The organism is Herbaspirillum sp. 3R11 (assembly GCF_004563925.1).
Taxonomy (GTDB): Bacteria; Pseudomonadota; Gammaproteobacteria; order Burkholderiales; family Burkholderiaceae_D; genus Herbaspirillum.
This window is the reverse complement of the sequence record NZ_SPNJ01000005.1, coordinates 379489-397198: the sequence shown is the minus strand read 5'-3', so window position 1 is coordinate 397198 and position 17710 is coordinate 379489. Positions and strand designations below refer to the sequence as shown.

10 protein-coding genes and 2 tRNA genes are annotated in these 17710 nt (G+C 61.2%); 7 read left to right on the top strand and 5 right to left on the bottom strand.

Features of this window, described 5'->3' with window-relative positions; translation table 11 throughout:
- Positions 1-19 precede the first annotated feature (19 nt).
- The 5 genes from E4P32_RS21895 to E4P32_RS21875 all read left to right on the top strand — a co-directional run bounded on the left by E4P32_RS21895 (position 20) and on the right by E4P32_RS21875 (position 4578).
- The gene (locus E4P32_RS21895) at positions 20-1270 is read left to right on the top strand and encodes a nuclear transport factor 2 family protein (RefSeq protein ID WP_116435673.1); all 1251 of its coding nucleotides are present in this window, start codon (positions 20-22) and stop codon (positions 1268-1270) included.
- The gene (locus E4P32_RS21890; RefSeq protein ID WP_116435672.1) at positions 1270-2526 is read left to right on the top strand and encodes a L,D-transpeptidase; all 1257 of its coding nucleotides are present in this window, start codon (positions 1270-1272) and stop codon (positions 2524-2526) included. Before E4P32_RS21895 ends, E4P32_RS21890 begins: the two co-directional genes overlap by 1 nt.
- Before the next feature lie 83 nt (positions 2527-2609).
- Entirely contained in the window at positions 2610-3197 is a 588-nt protein-coding gene (locus E4P32_RS21885) for a peptidylprolyl isomerase (protein WP_116435671.1), read from the top strand.
- Between the two features lie 74 nt (positions 3198-3271).
- Positions 3272-3760 (top strand): peptidylprolyl isomerase, encoded by a 489-nt coding sequence (locus tag E4P32_RS21880; protein ID WP_116435670.1) that lies wholly within the window; start codon positions 3272-3274, stop codon positions 3758-3760.
- A gap of 23 nt (positions 3761-3783) precedes the next feature.
- Positions 3784-4578, top strand: a complete 795-nt coding sequence (locus tag E4P32_RS21875; RefSeq protein WP_116435669.1) for a UDP-2,3-diacylglucosamine diphosphatase — start codon at positions 3784-3786, stop codon at positions 4576-4578.
- Positions 4579-4638: 60 nt separating this feature from the next.
- On the opposite strand, the gene cysE is transcribed toward E4P32_RS21875, so the two are convergent.
- From cysE to rnr, 3 genes are all read right to left on the bottom strand, one after another.
- Complete coding sequence (gene cysE, locus E4P32_RS21870) at positions 4639-5388, bottom strand: serine O-acetyltransferase (protein ID WP_116435668.1); 750 nt, start codon at positions 5386-5388, stop codon at positions 4639-4641.
- A gap of 150 nt (positions 5389-5538) precedes the next feature.
- The gene (rlmB, locus tag E4P32_RS21865; protein ID WP_116435667.1) at positions 5539-6276 is read right to left on the bottom strand and encodes a 23S rRNA (guanosine(2251)-2'-O)-methyltransferase RlmB; all 738 of its coding nucleotides are present in this window, start codon (positions 6274-6276) and stop codon (positions 5539-5541) included.
- A 79-nt stretch (positions 6277-6355) separates the two neighbouring features.
- Complete coding sequence (gene rnr / locus E4P32_RS21860) at positions 6356-8839, bottom strand: ribonuclease R (protein ID WP_116435666.1); 2484 nt, start codon at positions 8837-8839, stop codon at positions 6356-6358.
- Between the two features lie 271 nt (positions 8840-9110).
- Here rnr and E4P32_RS21855 point away from each other — a divergent pair.
- Positions 9111-9195 (top strand) — tRNA-Leu (locus E4P32_RS21855).
- Positions 9196-9439: 244 nt separating this feature from the next.
- Positions 9440-9524, top strand: a tRNA-Leu gene (locus tag E4P32_RS21850).
- A 64-nt stretch (positions 9525-9588) separates the two neighbouring features.
- Here E4P32_RS21850 and pbpC read toward each other — a convergent pair.
- Positions 9589-11796 carry a penicillin-binding protein 1C gene (pbpC, locus tag E4P32_RS21845; protein WP_116435665.1) on the bottom strand — a complete coding sequence of 736 codons (2208 nt, stop codon included), beginning with the start codon at positions 11794-11796 and terminating at the stop codon, positions 9589-9591.
- Positions 11796-17606 (bottom strand): Ig-like domain-containing alpha-2-macroglobulin family protein, encoded by a 5811-nt coding sequence (locus tag E4P32_RS21840; protein WP_116435664.1) that lies wholly within the window; start codon positions 17604-17606, stop codon positions 11796-11798. The genes pbpC and E4P32_RS21840 overlap by 1 nt, the downstream gene beginning before the upstream one ends.
- Positions 17607-17710: the final 104 nt, after the last annotated feature.

The following is a 17710-nucleotide window of genomic DNA, read 5'->3' as shown; positions in this document are numbered from 1 at the left end:
TCGTTTGAGTATAGCATTGATGAAAACCATGCCTCTTGCATCCCCGCACACTTATCGCAATGCATTGCGTGGCATTTTGAGCAAGACCGTTATTCTATCCGGCTTGATCGCCGCAATCTACTCGGTGCAGGCCAGCGAAGTTTCGGACATCAGCAAACTCATGCGCAACGGCCAGTATGCCGATGCTCTGGTGAAGACCGACGCGGTCCTTGCCAAGCATCCGCGCGACGCCCAGATGCGCTTCGTGAAGGGGCTGATCCTTGCGGAACAGAACAAGTCCGCCGAAGCCATCGCCATCTTCAGCAAGCTGACCGAAGACTTCCCCGACCTGCCTGAGCCGTACAACAACCTGGCCGTGCTGTACGCCGCCAATGGTCAATATGACAAGGCGCGCACCACGCTCGACATGGCGATCCGCACCAACCCGACCTACGCCACCGCGCTGGAGAACCTTGGCGACATCTACGCCAAGCTGGCCAGCCAGGCTTACGACAAGGCACTGCAGATCGACCCCGGCAGCAATGTGCCGCAGCCCAAGCTGACGCTGGTGCGTACGCTATCCGGCAATATTACCGGCGGCACCATCCCGAAACTGGCGAGCGCGAATACCGGCAACAACAAGCCGTCGACGCCTGCCGCGCCGGTCGTGGTACCTGCCCCGACACCAGCGCCGGAAACCAAACCGAAGCCGGAACCGAAACCAGAACCAGTCGCACCGGTCGAAAAGCCGAAGCCGACGGAAAAACCGGTTGAGAAGCCAGCTGAGAAACCGACGCCGAAGCCTGCTGAAAAGCCGGTTGAAAAACCAGTCGAGAAGCCCGTCGAAAAACCGGCTGAAAAGCCGACCGAAAAGCCTGGCAAGACCGACAAGGCTGCAGAAAAGGCTGACAAGGCCGCCGCAAAGGCAGCCGAATCCGCACGTGAAGAAAAAGACAAGACCGCCATCCTGGCTGCCGTCAACAACTGGGCCAAGGCCTGGAGCGACCTGGACGTGAAGTCCTACCTGGCCGCTTACGGCAACGATTTCCAGACGCCGAAGGGCGAATCGCGCAAGGAATGGGCTGACGAGCGCCGCGCCCGCATCGAGGAAAAAGGCCATATCACCGTCAAGGTCGAGGCGCCGCAAATCGCCATCAAGAACGACACCGCAACGGTCCGCTTCCGTCAGATATATAATTCGAACCGTCTGACAGTTAACAGCCGCAAGACACTGATCCTGACCAAACAGGGCAACAAGTGGCTGATCAAACAGGAGCGCTCGGGAGGCTGATGGTTCGTTTTGCTGCTAATACACGCAAGGGATTGCCCTTGCGATCAGTCCTCGGACGACTGATGCTGAGTTGCCTGGCCTGCGTGCCGGTCGCAACCAGTGTCGCCTCCTCTTCCGCCATTCCGCCGCAGACCCTGCAATCGGAGATCCGCAAGCCGGATCCCGAGGCATTGCTGATCGAGATCTACAAGGACCTGGGCAACAACCGCCTGCAGGAAGCGCAAGCCAAGGCCGATGCGCTGGTGGCGGCGTATCCGCATTTCCGCCTCGGCCATCTGGTGCGCGGCGATCTGCTGATGATGCATGCGCGTCCGGTCAAGGGCTTCGGCGCCATGGCCGATGCCCCGGCCGACAAGCTCAAGGATCTGCGCGCCGAAGCCATGGTGCGCATCAAGTCGCTGCAGGAGCGCCCCAACCCCAACCTGATTCCCAAGCCGGTGCTGCAAGTCGGCGACGACCAGAAGAACGTGCTGGTGGTCGACACCAGCCGTTCGCGCATGTACGTCTACGAGAATCAGGGCGGCCAGTTGCGCTTCATCACCGACTATTACATTTCGCAAGGCCGCTACGGCGTCAACAAGTCGCGTGAAGGCGACCAGCGCACGCCGATCGGCGTGTACTACGTCAATGCCCGCATCCCCGGCCCCAAGCTGCCCGACTTCTACGGTACCGGCGCGCTGCCGCTCAATTATCCCAATGAATGGGACAAGCGCAACGGCCGCAGCGGTTCCGGCATCTGGCTGCACGGCACGCCTTCCGACAATTTCAGCCGTCCGCCGCTGTCGTCCGACGGCTGCGTGGTGCTGGCCAATCCCGACCTGCAAAGTTTGTATTCCACTGCCGAAGTCGGCAAGACCGTGGTTGTGATCAGCGATGGCATCCAGTTCGTCAACAAGACGGAATGGGACAAGGATCGCGGCTCGGCCGGCAAATTCATGGACCAGTGGCAGCAGGACATGGAAGCCACCGATGCCGACAAGGTGCTGGCAAATTATTCGCCGGCCTTCCGCTCCAACCTGGGTGAAAGCCTCAGCACCTGGTTCAGCCGCCAGCAAAAAAGCCTGAACGGCGCCCGTCCTTCCAGTGTCAAAGTGCGAGACCTGAGCTTGTATCGCTACCCCGGCAAGGATGAACTGATCGTAAGTACTTTCATTCAGGAAACTGCCGTCGGCAAGAACAAGAATGCGGTCCGCAAGCGCCAGTACTGGCAAAAAGAAGGATCGCAATGGAAGATCGTCTACGAAGGCGCAGCCTGAGCGAATCCGGTCTTCCCGTCGACATCCAGGCCATCAATTCAAGCCGTCTATTTTCAGCCGTTTTCAAGCAAGGAAAGCTCCTCATGATTCAAGTCCTGTCCCGCCGCAAGCTGCTGCAATGCATCGCCGCGATTTCCCTGTCCGGCGCTGCCGTGCTGGCGCATGCCGCCGACGCGCCACGCGTGCTGCTCAAAACCAGCATGGGCGACATTACACTGGAACTCGATGCCGACAAGGCACCGGTCACCGTGGCCAACTTCCTGCAATACGTCAAGAAGGGTCAGTACAACGGCACCATCTTCCATCGCGTGATCAAGGGTTTCATGATCCAGGGCGGCGGCTTCGACAAGGACATGCGCGAAAAGCCGACTGACGCGCCGATCAAGAATGAAGCCAAGAACGGCCTGAAAAACGATGCGTACACCATCGCCATGGCGCGCACCTCGAATCCGCACTCCGCCACAGCCCAGTTCTTCATCAACGTCAATAACAACAACCAGTCGCTGGATTATCCCAGCCGCGACGGTTGGGGTTACGCCGTGTTCGGCAAGGTCGTGCAAGGCGCGGACGTAGTCGACAAGATCAAGCAGGTTCGCACCGGCAGCAGCGGCATGTACGACGACGTGCCTGTCACGCCGGTGGTGATCCAGTCGGCGACGCTGGTCAAGTAAGTCGCCGCCGGGCTGCAGCACGCATTACCGTATAATTTTTCGCATCATTTCATTTTTCACGCAAAGGAATTCTCATGGCTGTTCTCTTCACTACCAACCACGGCACCTTCACAGTCGAACTGGAGGCTGAAAAAGCGCCGAAGACGGTTGAAAACTTTCTGGCCTACGTCAATTCCGGTCACTACAGCGGCACCATTTTCCATCGCGTGATCGATGGCTTCATGATCCAGGGCGGCGGTTTCGAACCAGGCATGAACCAAAAGCCGACCAACGATCCAGTTGAAAACGAAGCCAAGAACGGTCTCAAGAATGAGCCGTACACACTGGCCATGGCGCGTACATCGGCGCCGCATTCGGCCTCGGCCCAGTTCTTCGTCAACGTCAAGAGCAACAGCTTCCTCGACTTCCCGGGCCAGGACGGCTGGGGCTATTGCGTATTCGGCAAGGTCACCGAAGGCAAAGACGTGATCGACAAGATCAAGAACGTCAAGACCACCCGCTCGGGCATGTTCGCCGACGTGCCGGTCGAAGACGTGGTGATCGAAAAGGCTGAAGTGATCTGATCGTCCTGCATCGATCTTCAGCGATGACCGACATTTCATCCGTACAAGAAGCGCAACCCCGGGCGGTTGCGCTTTTTATTTCCGACCTGCACCTGCAGGCCGCGCTGCCGCGCACGACGCAGGCCTTCTTTGATTTCCTGACCGGGCATGCCGCGTTCGCGCAGCAGCTTTACCTGCTCGGCGATATCTTCGAATACTGGGCCGGCGACGACGATCTGGAAACGCCCTACAACCGCGCCATCGCCGACGCCTTGCGTCAGTTGAGCGAACGCGGCTTGCAGCTGTTCTGGATTGCCGGCAACCGTGATTTCCTGGTCGGACCGGCTTTCGCGGAAGCCGCCGGACTGACCATTCTTGGTGATCCGCATGTGATCCATCTGGCCGGACGCGATATCGCACTGGCGCATGGCGACGCGCAATGCACCGACGACACTGCCTACATGGCGTTTCGTGCACAAGTGCGGCAAGCGGCGTGGCAACAGCAATTCCTGGCCATGCCGCTGGCACAGCGCAAGGCCATCATCGAAGGCGTGCGCCAGAACAGCAAGGACGCCAACAAGGAAAAATCCAACGAGATCATGGACGTCAATGCCGACGCCATTGCCGCGCTTTACGACAGCACCGGCACGCAGGTATTGATCCACGGCCACACGCATCGCCCTGCCCTGCATGCTGTGGAAGCGGGTGGGCAGACGCGCCTGCGCTATGTATTGTCCGATTGGGAGTACGACGTCGACGTCGCACGCGGTGGCTGGATCAGCCTGACTGCCGATGGCGTGCTGCATCGTTTCGATGCCGCCGGCGTTGAGTTACGTTGAATCACATTCGGCACCAAAGCCGCGCGCAATAAAAAAGAGGAGCAATACGCTCCTCTTTTTTTATTCCACCAATTTGTTGAGCCGGGCGGGATCGAATTTCTCCAACTCCTCCAGCTTCTGGCAGCCGATGCCCGCGCTCTTGAGCGCGGCCAGCATCACTTCGATCTGATGCTCCTGCGCCGCAGCCTGATCGATCAGGCCGTGCAACGCCTTCGACAAGGGATCGTCGCCATTAGGCGTGACGCCATAGGCGGCGAACATGCGTGCAGCGGCATGCTCGCGCGGATCCGGCACTTCCTTGCGCACCACGCGCGCCGGATTGCCGATCGCTGTGGCGCCCGGCGGTACTTCCTTGACCACGACAGCATTGGAGCCGACCTTGGCACCGTCCCCGACGGTGAAGCCGCCCAGCACTTGTGCACCGGCACCGATGATGACGCCGCGTCCCAGCGTCGGATGGCGCTTGGCGCCCTTGTTAAGCGACGTCCCGCCAAGCGTGACGCCCTGGTAAATCGTACAGTCGTCGCCGATTTCCGCCGTTTCACCGATCACCACGCCGAAGCCGTGGTCGATGAATACCCGACGGCCGATGGTGGCGCCCGGATGGATTTCGATGCCGGTGAACCAGCGCGCCAGCTGCGAAATGAAACGCCCGAGCCACTTCAGGCCGATCACCCAGCACCTGTTCGCAACACGATGCAACACCACCGCGTGCAGGCCCGGGTAACAGGTCAGGACTTCCCAGGCGTTGCGCGCTGCAGGATCACGATCGATGATGCTGGAGATGTCTTCTCGGAGTCGGCTGAACATAATGTCGGTGTCAATGCGGAATGTGCAATCTTAATCGTTTACCGACAGTCTTGCCGAACAGGCATCGGCTTTCCTGGCGTCAATAAAGGGATCACAGGGGGGCAACACAGAGGAAGAATCGCCTGCCGGGATCCCGGCAGGCAGCCCGAATTACTTGGGCAGACGCTGCCGGCGCGCTTCGTACAGACAGACGCCGGAAGCGACGGAGACATTCAGGCTCTCGACCGAGCCGAACATCGGGATGCTGACCAGCAGGTCGCAGGTTTCACGCGTCAGGCGACGCATGCCTTCGCCTTCCGAGCCCATCACGAGCGCGGTCGGGCCGGAAAAATCACCGGCGTACAAATCTTTTTCGGCGTCGTCGGCCATGCCGATCAGCCAGACGCCGCGGTCCTTGAGGTCGCGCATGGTGCGCGCCAGATTGGTCACGGTAATGTAGGGAACGGTTTCGGCGGCGCCGCTGGCGACTTTGGCAGCGGTAGCATTCAGGCCAACGGCACGATCCTTGGGCGCGATCACGGCATGTGCGCCGGCGCCGTCTGCCACCCGCAGGCAGGCGCCAAGGTTATGTGGATCGGTGATGCCGTCGAGGATCAGCAGCAATGGCGGGCCTTCGACAACGTCGAGCAGCTCGTCCAGATTGCGCGCCAGCGACAGTTCGCCGGCCTTGGCGACGACACCCTGATGGCGGCGCGTGCCGACGATATTCGACAGGCGCTGGTCGTCCGCCTGGATGATGCGCACGCCGGCCGCTTTGGCCGCATGCAGCAGATCGCGCATGCGGGCGTCGTTGCGGTCCGCGTCGACATACAATTCTTCCACCGACGACGCCTCGTGACGAATCCGCGAGGTGACGGCGTGGAAACCAAAAATCATTTTACTTTTCATGTGCTCTACTTCTTGCCTTATCTTGCCAAATTGCTGATTGCTTCAATTACCTGGATTGCCTGATGCCGGTTGAGCCGGATCAGCGCTTTTTCTTGCTGGGACGGGAAAAACCCTTCGCCGGACGCTTGCGCTCCGACTCGACCGCGCCCTTTGCAGCGCCGCTGCGCACAGTTGCCTTACCTTTGCCTGCCGCCTTGCCGGCCTTCGCCGGAGGTGCTGCAGACTCAGGAGCCGCTTTCCCGGCACCGCCGGTTTTGGTTCCGGCGCCACCCTTGCTGCGTGCTTGCTGGGCATTGTCGGCGCGACGCGCCTCATTCTTGAGAATGGTACGGATGCCGGGTTCGGTTACCAGGCGCAGGTCAATCTTGCGCGCATCGAGATCGACGCGGCTGACTTGCACCGTAACGCGGTCGGTAAGCTGATAACGGATGCCGGTGCGCTCGCCGCGCAATTCATGGCGCGCTTCGTCGTACTGGAAGTAATCCGCACCCAGCTCGGTGACGTGCACCATGCCTTCGATGTACAGCGCGTCCAGTTGGACAAAGATGCCAAACGTGGCGACGCCGGAAATCGTCCCGGTGAATTCCTCGCCCAGCTTGTCGCGGATGAAGTAGCACTTGAGCCATGCTTCGACGTCGCGCGACGCCTCGTCGGCGCGGCGCTCGTTGGCGGAACAGTGGATGCCGAGGGCTTCCCAGATGGCGATACTGCTTTCCGATTTCTTCTTGCCGTTGGCGCGATCAACCGCTTGCGCCTTGCGTGCGGCCGGCGACAGCATGGTGTTGAGCACGCTGGTGTCCATGCCCTTGGGCTCGTAGCGCTTGCCCTGCAAAATTGCCTTGATAGCACGATGCGTCAGCAAATCGGGATAGCGGCGGATCGGGCTGGTGAAGTGGGCGTAGGACTCATACGACAGACCAAAGTGGCCGATGTTTTCGGGGCTGTAGACCGCTTGCTGCATGGAGCGCAGCAGCATGGTCTGAACCAGCAAGGCATCGGGACGCGCCTTGATCTTCGGCATCAGCTCGGCGTAATCGGACGCGCTCGGCTTGTCGCCGCCGTTGAGATTGAGGCCGATCTGCTTGAGGAAAGTACGCAATTGCGTGAGCTTTTCCTTGGTCGGTCCCGCGTGGACGCGGTACAGGCCGGGATGCTCATGACGGTGCAACAGGTCGGCGGCGCAGACGTTGGCCGCCAGCATGCACTCTTCGATCAGGCGATGGGCGTCATTGCGCGTGCGCGGCAGGATCTTTTCGATCTTGCCGGCGGCGTTGCAGACGATGTAGGTTTCGGTGGTCTCGAAATCGATCGCGCCGCGCGCATGGCGCGCCTGCAGCAAGGCCTGGAACACTTCATACAGATGCAGCAGATGCGGCACCACGCCGGCGCGTTTGGCGGCTTCCGGTCCCTTGGTGTTGGCCAGCACGGCCGCGACTTCGGTATAGGTCAGGCGTGCGGCCGAATGGATCACCGCAGGGTAGAACTGGTAGGCCTTGATTTCCCCCTTGGCCGTGATGACCGCATCGCACACGAGCGTGAGGCGATCAACATCGGGGTTCAGCGAGCACAGGCCGTTCGACAGTTTCTCCGGCAGCATCGGAATCACGCGACGCGGGAAATACACCGAGGTGCTGCGCTCCAGCGCATCGACGTCGAGCGCATCGTTGGGCTTCACATAATGGCTGACGTCAGCGATCGCGACGATCAGACGGTAGCCGGTGGAGCGACCGATCTTGATCGGTTCGCAATACACCGCATCGTCAAAGTCGCGTGCGTCTTCGCCATCGATGGTGACCAGCGGCACGTCGCGCAAGTCGACACGGTCGTCGAGATCTGCGGCGCGGACTTCACCCGGCAGTTTCGACGCCAGTTTCTTGGCGGCTTCGGAGAATTCATGGGGGACGCCGTACTTGCGCACGGCGATTTCGATTTCCATGCCGGGGTCGTCGATGTCGCCGAGGATTTCAGCGATCTTGCCGACCGGTTGCGTATAGCGCGAAGGCTGCTCTGTCAGTTCAACGCTGACCACCTGGCCGGCCTTGGCCTTGCCCGGCGAACCCGCGAGGATCACGTCCTGGCCGATGCGCTTGTCTTCAGGCGCCACCACCCAGACGCCGTTCTCATTGAGCAGACGGCCGATAACGTGGGTATTGGCGCGCGACACCACTTCGACGATGGTGCCCTCCGGACGGCCGCGACGATCGGTGCCGATGATGCGGGCCTGAACACGGTCGCCGTGCAAGACCTTCTGCATTTCTTTCTCGGGCAGGAAGATGTCGGCGCTGCCGTCTTCCGGCAACAGGAAACCGAAACCGTCGCGGTGGCTGCTGACGCGACCTTCGATAAAACTGTCTGAATGCGTAAGCTGGTAATTGCCGGAACGGTCAGCCTTGATCTGGCCATCACGCTCCATCGCGTTCAGCCGGCGCGTCAGGCCATCCATTTCTTCAGGTTTGACACTGAGCGCGGCGGCCAGTGTCATTGTGTTTTGCGCGCCGGAAGAGGTGCGCAGGATGCCGAGAATTTCCTCGCGGCTGGGGATGGAATAGGGAAATTGGCTCAAAAGTATATTCGCGTAAATTGTTATTCGTCAGCAACGCCTGGCGAATTACCTGACGCGCTGTTGGAATACCGTTGGCCGGGCTATGGCACGGCGCAACATGCCCTAGTGTAACGGAGGTTGCGGCTATTTACCTAACGCGATACCTAACACGAGGCGGCGAAAGGCTACCGCGCGGAATGGTCGCAGGAAATAATTCCGGCATATGCTTCCAAGTGATTGACATCCACAGAAATTGCGCTATAATCTCGTTCTTTCGCTTTTACAGCGTGAAGCCCACGTGGCGGAATTGGTAGACGCGCATGGTTCAGGTCCATGTGCCGCAAGGTGTGGGGGTTCGAGTCCCTCCGTGGGCACCAAAACATAAAAGGCTGGTTGATGAAAATCAACCAGCCTTTTGCGTTTTCTGAGTCACAAAATTCAACGCCCTTCCCCCCCTCTGATTTCTGACTGTAAACCGCTCCTTCACGCCCGTCATTTCGCTCGTCATCGCCGCCTTCAAATCGCCGGAATTTTCCGGCATTATTTTGTTGACCATCAGACACAATGCCAGTATTATTCAGCCCTTCTAAGCGCTGCACAGATGATGTGACAACGTTTTAGGCCCACGTGGCGGAATTGGTAGACGCGCATGGTTCAGGTCCATGTGCCGCAAGGTGTGGGGGTTCGAGTCCCTCCGTGGGCACCAAAACATAAAAGGTCGATTGATGAAAATCAATCGACCTTTTGCGTTTCTGGAACCGCTTCGCAGCCTACTTTGCCACGGTACCTTTCACCTTCACTGCCTTACCCTCAGGCGGTCGCACCAGCGCCCCGCGCACTTCAAACTGCAACTGATCAAGCACCGCGCCGTTCACATCCTGCAATATCAGCTTGTGCTTGCCCGGCCACGGCATCCAGTCGTAACCCAGGTCGCCCGTCTTCTTTCCAGCCGCCCGCACCAGCGGCTTGCCGTCAAGCACCCAGTTCCCCTGCTTCACACCCTGTGCGCTGAAACGCAAACGCTGATGCGCGGGAGGGATATCGGGATCGATCGCCACCAGCATACCGGGCGTCGGATAACTGATCGTCGGCGCAATGTCGTTGGACTTCGCCACGCGCAGCAGGGATTGCTGTGTTCCGGGCAGGAAGTACTCGGTGCGCACTGCCTCAAGCTGATTCTCGAACTGCACCGGCTGCGCGATCACCGATGCCGGCCGGGATGGTTCCTGCGAACCCGATTGCCGGTGCAGGTACTGCATCACTTCCTGCCACACCGGCGCAGCACCCGTGACGCCAGAAACATCCCACATAGGTGCTCCGGAGGCGTTGCCGACCCACACGCCGACCGTATAGCGAGAAGAATAGCCGACGCACCAGTTGTCGCGCATGTCCTTCGACGTGCCGGTCTTGACCGCGGTCCAGATGCGCGTCGACAAGGCGCTCTCCAGTCCGAAAGTGCGCGCCCGCGCGCTGCGGTCCGACAGGATGTCGCCGACGATGAAGGAGGCGCTGCCGTCCATCGCCTGCTGATAGGCCGCGCGCGGATCGCTGGCGGTGGTGCGTACACTGCTGTAGCGCCCCTGGTTCGCCAATGCGCGATAGGCATTGGTAAGCGACAACAGGCTGACGTCGGCGCTGCCGAGCGCCAGGCTGTAGCCGTAATAATCGCCGGACTCGCGCAGGTTGAAACCGAGTGATTGCAAGCGCCGGAAGAAACGCTCCGGCGTCACCGTCACCAGCGTGCGCACCGCGGGAATGTTCAACGACGAGCCGAGCGCGGTGCGCATGCTGACCAAGCCCTTGAACTGCTTGTCGTAATTCTGCGGGATATACAACCCGGAGGAAGTCGCCAGATTGACCGGCGAGTCGTCGAGCAACGAGGCCGCCGTCAGCCATTTTTTCTCGATCGCCAGTTCGTACAAAAATGGCTTCAGTGTCGAACCGGCCTGACGCAACGCCTGCACACCATCGACCTGCGCCGCCCCGGACAGGGAACCGCTGGAGCCGACCCAGGCCAGCACATCGCCGCTGGCGTTGTCGATCACGACCACCGCGCCGTCCTCGATATTGCGCTCGACCAGCGCCGACAATTGCCGGCGCAAGGCATCGCTGGCGAAGCGCTGTGTTGCGGCGTCAATCGTGGAATACACCGGCTTGCCGGCATCCTTGAGCAGTTTGCGCCCCAGATGCGGCGCCAGCTGCGGTGCAGTCGCGGCACCGCTGACCTCGCCCTTCGCCGTCGCGCGCGCCAACACCAGCTCGGTACGGCCCTGCAGGCCGTTGCATTCCTGCGGCGCCTGCTGTTCTTTGAGGATCACGCAGGCGCGTTCGGACACTTTCGTCGGTTTGGCGTTGGGCGCACGAATCAGCGCCACGGCAATCGCCGCCTCGCTCTGGTTCAGGCCGCTTGGATGTTTGCCGAACAGCACGCGCGACAAGGCATGCACGCCGACCAGCTCGCCGCGAAAGCTGACCAAATTGAGATAGGCCTCAAGGATCTGGTCCTTGCGCCAGTTGCGTTCCAGCGACTGCGCGATGAAAACCTGCGATACTTTTTGCGTCATCGAACGCGCCGACGACTTGCGCCGCAAATCGTCGTAGATCAAACCCGCCAGCTGCATCGTGATGGTCGATGCGCCGCGCGTTTTGGTGTTCCACAGATTCCCCCAGGCCGAGGCCGCGACAGCGTTCCAGTCAACGCCGCTGTGCTGATAGAAGCGCCGGTCTTCCGAGGCGATCAGTGCATTGCGCAGCGCCGGTGAAATATCTTCCAGCGCAATCCACGACAAGCGGCGCTCATTGGGGTTGAGCCGCAACTGCTGGATCAGTTCGCCATGGCGGTCGAACATGGAGGCATCCGACGAACGGAACGACTGCTGCACTTCGGCGAAGCCGGGAACGGCAAGCGCGACGCCCGGCGCTCCCAGCAGGAGCGCCGCCGACACGATCACAATATGTCGTCGCAGACTGAAGTTCATCACTGCGCCTTGATGCTCATCCTGGCATTCGGGATTTCACCGAACATTTCCGGCGCATACATTGCCTCGACGCGCGTCGGCGGCAGGCTGAACTCGCCGGCGTTGTTCAGGCGCACCGTGTAGGTAATGCTTGATCGCCCCTTGGGCATGCGCTCGTAATACGCGCGATAGCCCTCGAAGCTGCGCTCCTCATACGCCAGCCATGCGCTGCCGCGTGAACGGCCGTCGTCCTCGCCGCTACGCGTGATCGCCGAATCGCGCGCCAGTCCCGAACCCAGCAAACTCGCGCCGCCAGGAATCGGATCGCTCAGCACCACCCAAGTCATGTCGGTCTGTGCGTCGATATCCAGCGTCACGCGCAAAACGTCACCGCGGCTATAGATGCCCTGCTGTTTCTGCTCTACCGCGACCACCGTTTTGGTGATGCGATAACCGCTAGAGAACGGCGTCTTCAATGGCACCGCTGCCAGGCTCTGCATCGTGATCCACGGCTTGCCGCTGCCCTCTTGCGAGAACTTCAGCGTGCCCGGCGCCGGCGTGCCCCACGGCAGTTGCAACTTGCCGCCGGCGGTGCCCGCACCGCTCCATGCGTGCGCATTGCTGCCGGCGTCGGACGCCACGCGCGTGGTGCCGGTGACTTTTTCGGCCTCGAAGGCGCGGCTGAATTTCTCCAGCGCCAGGCTGCCCCAGACGTTGGCGGTGGTGGTGTTCCAGTGGCCGCGCTGCTGGCGCTGGATGGCGCCGCTGATCAGCTTGGGCATGTCTTCGCGCCAGGCAGGATTGTTCAGCATGGTCAGCACCAGCCGGTTGGCGTTGCTGTCGCCGCCGGCCATCAGCCACCACCAGTAGTCGCCAGCTTCATCCGAGAATCCCATGCGCGTACCCTGATAGTTCAGCCGCGAACGAATGATCTGATCGGCTTCGCCCAGGCGCTTGTCGCGCTCGGGAATCGTCGTCACGCGCTGCAGGATCGCGATCCAGTCCAGCACCGCCGAAGTCGGCCACAGGTTCGGATTGATCTGCACCGAACCGAGCATGGACGGCTGCACGCGGTGATAGCGCGACAGCGCTTCCAGTGCGGCCAGCTTGCGCACGTCGAGGTCTTTTTTCGGCGACCAGAAATCACGCGTGAGCTTGCCTTCGACAAAGGCGGCAAGACCGTCGAGCATCTTGTCCCGGCTCTGCGCCGGCAACACATAAGCTGCCTCGTTCGATGCCGCCAGCAGATACGCGGTCAACGTATCGCTGCCGCGCCGCGCGTTGGACTCGCTCGGCGGGAAGTAATATGCCAGGCCGTCGGCGTCGAGATAGGTCGGCAAGTCGGTGACGATCTTTTGCCACAGGGCGTCATCGCGCAGGCCGATCGCCTTCGACGTCCGTTGTTCGAGGCAGGCAAACGGATAGTCGGCGAAGTACTTGCGGATGCCTTCGCTACCGCCGGCCAGAGACGGCTTGAGCGAAATGTTCAGGCCGCCGCGTCCCGGCAGGCTGTCGGCCGGCTGCGCCACGCTCATTGACGTTGCCTTGTCGAGCTGGAACAGCGTGGCCAGCTGTACCGTCACCGGGATCGCCGGCAAGACCCGCTGCACGAACCTGATGCTGTCTTTGGCCGGCGATGCCGATTGTTCCTGCGCGCCGATTTCCCAGCTCAGTTGCGACACATCTGCAGGCACCGCAACCGGCCACGTGACTTCGCGCGCTTCACCGGCGGGAATCGCGACATCCTTGTCCTGCAAGGCAATCGTGGATGTCGGCGTACCACCACTCGCCTTCGCATTCAGGCGAATCTGCATGGCGCGTGTCGTGGTATTGCGCACCGTGACCATGGCGCTGAACTGATCGCCTTCGCGCACCAGTGGCGGCAGGCCGGAGATCACTTGCACGTCCTGCGACGAGCGGATGCTGGCCGTGCCGGTGCCGAACAAGCCGGCGCCGCTCTCGGCAACCGCAACGATGCGGAACGAGGTCAGCGAATCATTGAGCGGCACATCGATCTGCGCCCTGCCGTTGGCGTCGAGCACGACGTAGGGCTTCCACAACAACAGCGTGTCGAACAGCTCGCGCGTCGGCGACTTGCCGCCGCCGCCGCCAGCCGGCGTGGCTTTCTTGCCGTAGTGGCGTTTGCCGATCACCTGCATCTGCGCGGTTGCGGTTTCGATGCCGTAACTGCGCCGTTGCAGCATCGCAGAGAGCAGATTCCAGCTGTTGTTCGGCTGCAGTTCCAGCAAGGCCTCGTCCACCGCGGCTAACGCAATTTCCGCACCGGCGGCCGGCTTGCCGTCAGGTTGCGTGACCTGCACGTTGACCTTGGCGACCGAGCGGATCGGGTAGCTGGTCTTATCGGCGGTGACGGCCACTTTCAGCACATGCGCGCCGCTGCCGACGGCGATTTCGGCAACACCGAACTTGTACGCCGGCTTGGCCAGATCGACCATGGTGCCGGGCGCCTGATATTCCTTGAACTCATGCCACCAGTTGATCGGCTCTTTCCAGCCCCAGGAGAAGAAGGAATACCACGGCACTTCGCGCATGCGGCCGCGCACGGCCAGCACCGACACATATACGTTCGGTGCGAAGCCGCCTTTGACCGGCAAGCTGATGGTCGGGTCCTGGCCGTTCAGTTGCACGACCTGGGTTTCGATGATGCCTTCGCGTTCCACTGCGACCAATGCCGTTGCGTAGCGGAACGGCATGCGCACCTGGAACTTGGCGGTCTCGCCGGGCTGGTAGGTTTTCTTCTCGGGGAGAATGTCGATGCGGTCCTGGTTTTCACCGTCGAACCACAGCTCGCCCTGGCGCGTCACCCATACCGAGGTTTTGGCGAAGGCGGCGTTGCCGTTGGCGTCCTTGCCGCTGGCGGTCAGCTCCACGTTGCCGGCTTCCGTCAGGGACACTTCGCAGATCAGCACGCCGTGCTTGTCGGTCTTGCCCGAGCACAGCGTGCCGAGGTTTTGCGACGAGCGTGTATTTTCGTAGGCATAGAAACCGCCGACCATGCGCTTGCGATGCGAATTGGTCTGCTTGCTTTCACCGCTGATTTCCACCGGTACATCCGCTTGCGGCTGGCCGGCGGCGTTGAGCGCGACCATGGTCAGCGCCAGTTTCTTTTTCACCGACACCCAGTCGCCGCCCTTGATGCCGATGACGACTGCCGACGGCCACACTGCCGTGACGTTCGAGACAGTCTGGATCTCGCCGTTCGGATCGCTATAGGTCATTTCGGTCAGCAACTCGCGCGGTGTCCGGAAGACCGGCAGCGACTTCACCGTGGTGCGGCCGGCGCCGTTTTTGTCGAGCGTCACCGGCAACTTGTCGGCGACGATTTTCTGGTCGTCATTCGCGGTACCGTCTTCTCCGCCGGAATTGCCGGCATCGAAAGAATAACCTTCATACGCGGGGAAGCTGACTGGCTTCGCGCGCATCAGGCTGGTGACGCGTACGGTCTGGCCGGAGGCGCCGCCGCCGTTGATGTAATTGAGCTGCACGTCGAGCGGCACTTCTTTCGGCGCTACCAGAGCCTCGCCCTTGCCTTTGCCAGTCACCGGCGTGATGCGTCCCTGCATCAGCGGCAGGCGGAATTCTTCCACGCGGAAGCTGCCGCTGCTGTAGGTGCCGGGCGCGTAGCCGCCCTCTTCGCTGTCGCCATCGCCACTGGCGTCACTGCCGGCTTTCGCGGCGCCGCGATCGAGCAGAACTTCATAGCTGCCGAGCTTGGCCTCCTTGGGAATCGCGAAGACGGTCTCCGCGTTCTTCTGATTGCGCCAGTTCAGCGCGAACTGAAATTCCTGTCCGCTGCCCTGATGGATGATGCGCACACGCGTCGGCAACTTGTCTTTACCGGCCAGTGCGAAGCCATTCATGCTCTCAAGCCGGAACTCATGTTTCATCGACACCGTTTCGCCGGCACGGAACAAGGTGCGGTCAAAGATCGTATGCGCGCGGGCGCTTGAGCTTGCCGAGCGATCCGTCGGCAAATTGAAGCGCCATGATTCGATACCGTCATTCCATGAGGTCAGCGCGAACGCCATGTCGGCGCGTCCCTTTTCGTCGGTCTTGCGCGCGCTGACGAACAGGCCATTGATGGCACCGTCTTCATTCTGCCCCATGGCGCAACGATCTTCTAGCGGCTTGGCAATCGTGGCCACGCCGATGGCGTTGGTCTTGCCGCGCCAGATTTCTTCGCCCCGGCAATTGGAGACGCGCACGTCGGCGTCGGCCACCGGCTTGGCGGTATCGAGCGTAGTCACCCAGACCGCATTGTTCTCGCGGCCCAGCTTGACGTGCACCGACAGATTGGTCACCAGCGTGCTGGTGCGCACGTACATCGGCGCCGGCTTACCTAGCAGCGAGGCGCCGAGTTTCTGCGACTCCAGTTCTACGACGTAAAAGCCGGGATCCTTCAGCGGGATGCCGACCACTTCAAACGGCCGTTCGCCGTCCTTGGCATCGGACAGGGCCGGCAGGTTCAGCGTCTTCACGCCAGGCTCCTTGGCCAGCAAACCGATGGCGCGCGTGTCGGGCGTCTTGCCGGAGGTATCGCCCCAGCGCTCGTGGTAGCGATTGAGGCGCGTCAACCAGGCGATCACGCCCTTGTCGCCATCGACCTTGAGATTGGCGACCTTGCCGGGCAAGGCCTTGCCGTCGACGCCGCGCGCCAGCAGATTGGCTTCGACGCGACGCAAGGTCACCGGCAAGGTGGCGTCGGCGTTGAGCTCAATGATGCCGAATGGCGCGGCCGGGAATTTCGCCAGCGGCGGATAGCCGGCGGTGCGCGACTTCAGCGGAAACGCGGAGGCATTGCCGAGCGCACGGCCGCTTTCGTCCTTGAAACCGGACGGCAGATTGATGGTGAACTCACCGTTCTCGGCGAACGGCGGTTTGAAGGTCAGGCCGTAGACGGTCTCGTCGACATTGCCTTTTTCAAAGAAAGGCTTGAGCTTGCCATTGCTGCTTTTGAGCTCCACTGCCTCGGCCAGCTTGCGCGGCACCGGCGAGGAAAACGACACGGTGACGGGGCGGATCGGCGAGCAGGCGGCATTGGCGTTTTCACGTTCGCAGCTGAGGCTGGCGGTGAACTCCTTGCGCACCTTGAACTTGAACGTCTGTGGAATCGTCGTCGCGATGCCGTTCGGCGTGGCAATACCCTTGTCCCAGGTCAACCGCACCGTGGAATCATTGGGCAGGCGCTGCTGGCATTGCACGATGGTGACAGTGGCCGGATCAATCTTCTTGGCGAACTCTTGCAGCAACTGCTTGCGCGTGGCATCGGCGACGAACTTGACTGGGATGCGCTCATGCACGCCTTCGGCTTCGCAATACAGATGGTCGCGCACGGTGTCCTGGTTGGCAGCGCCGTTCTGGAACAGGATGAAGGCCTGTTCTTCTTCGATCTCTTCGCCGCTCGGCATGTGACGGACCACCGCCGGACCGCCGGTGCTGAACTGGAATACGCTCTTGCCGCTCAGCGCAGCGCCGGAGACGGCTTTGACGCCGGGCTTCAAGGTAAAGGAGCAACGCGTGCCGGGCGGCAGGTCGCGTTCGAAATCATAGACCCAGTTCTTGCCGTCGGCCCAGCGCGAGGTGCCGGCCACGGCGCAATTGACGTCGAACGGCGCCGCCGCCTTGGGATCGCCGAACTTGACGATCGGCTCGGAAAACGTGGCGCGCGCCTGACGGATCTGGGCCACCTCGCCTTGCGGTGAAAAACCGGCAACGCCGGCGGCCATGGCGTCAATAGCCGGCGACAAGAGTAAAGCCAATGCCAGTTGCAGTGGCGAGATCCAACGCGCGTTCCGGGAAATCAGGGGCATGCTTGCTCCGTTATATTTTTAATCAGTATTCAGCAATGTTGCAGCGACGCTTCATGATGACGAATCGTCGTGACACGATCAAGACAAATGACGCGTCGAATGGT

Bases quoted from the DNA above. Each gene is read 5' to 3' on its own strand.
- E4P32_RS21895 (WP_116435673.1), top strand. From the start codon at position 20: ATGAAAACCATGCCTCTTGCATCCCCGCACACTTATCGCAATGCATTG.
- E4P32_RS21890 (WP_116435672.1), top strand. From the start codon at position 1,270: ATGGTTCGTTTTGCTGCTAATACACGCAAGGGATTGCCCTTGCGATCA.
- E4P32_RS21885 (WP_116435671.1), top strand. From the start codon at position 2,610: ATGATTCAAGTCCTGTCCCGCCGCAAGCTGCTGCAATGCATCGCCGCG.
- E4P32_RS21880 (WP_116435670.1), top strand. From the start codon at position 3,272: ATGGCTGTTCTCTTCACTACCAACCACGGCACCTTCACAGTCGAACTG.
- E4P32_RS21875 (WP_116435669.1), top strand. From the start codon at position 3,784: ATGACCGACATTTCATCCGTACAAGAAGCGCAACCCCGGGCGGTTGCG.
- cysE (WP_116435668.1), bottom strand. From the start codon at position 5,388: ATGTTCAGCCGACTCCGAGAAGACATCTCCAGCATCATCGATCGTGAT.
- rlmB (WP_116435667.1), bottom strand. From the start codon at position 6,276: ATGAAAAGTAAAATGATTTTTGGTTTCCACGCCGTCACCTCGCGGATT.
- pbpC (WP_116435665.1), bottom strand. From the start codon at position 11,796: ATGAACTTCAGTCTGCGACGACATATTGTGATCGTGTCGGCGGCGCTC.
- E4P32_RS21840 (WP_116435664.1), bottom strand. From the start codon at position 17,606: ATGCCCCTGATTTCCCGGAACGCGCGTTGGATCTCGCCACTGCAACTG.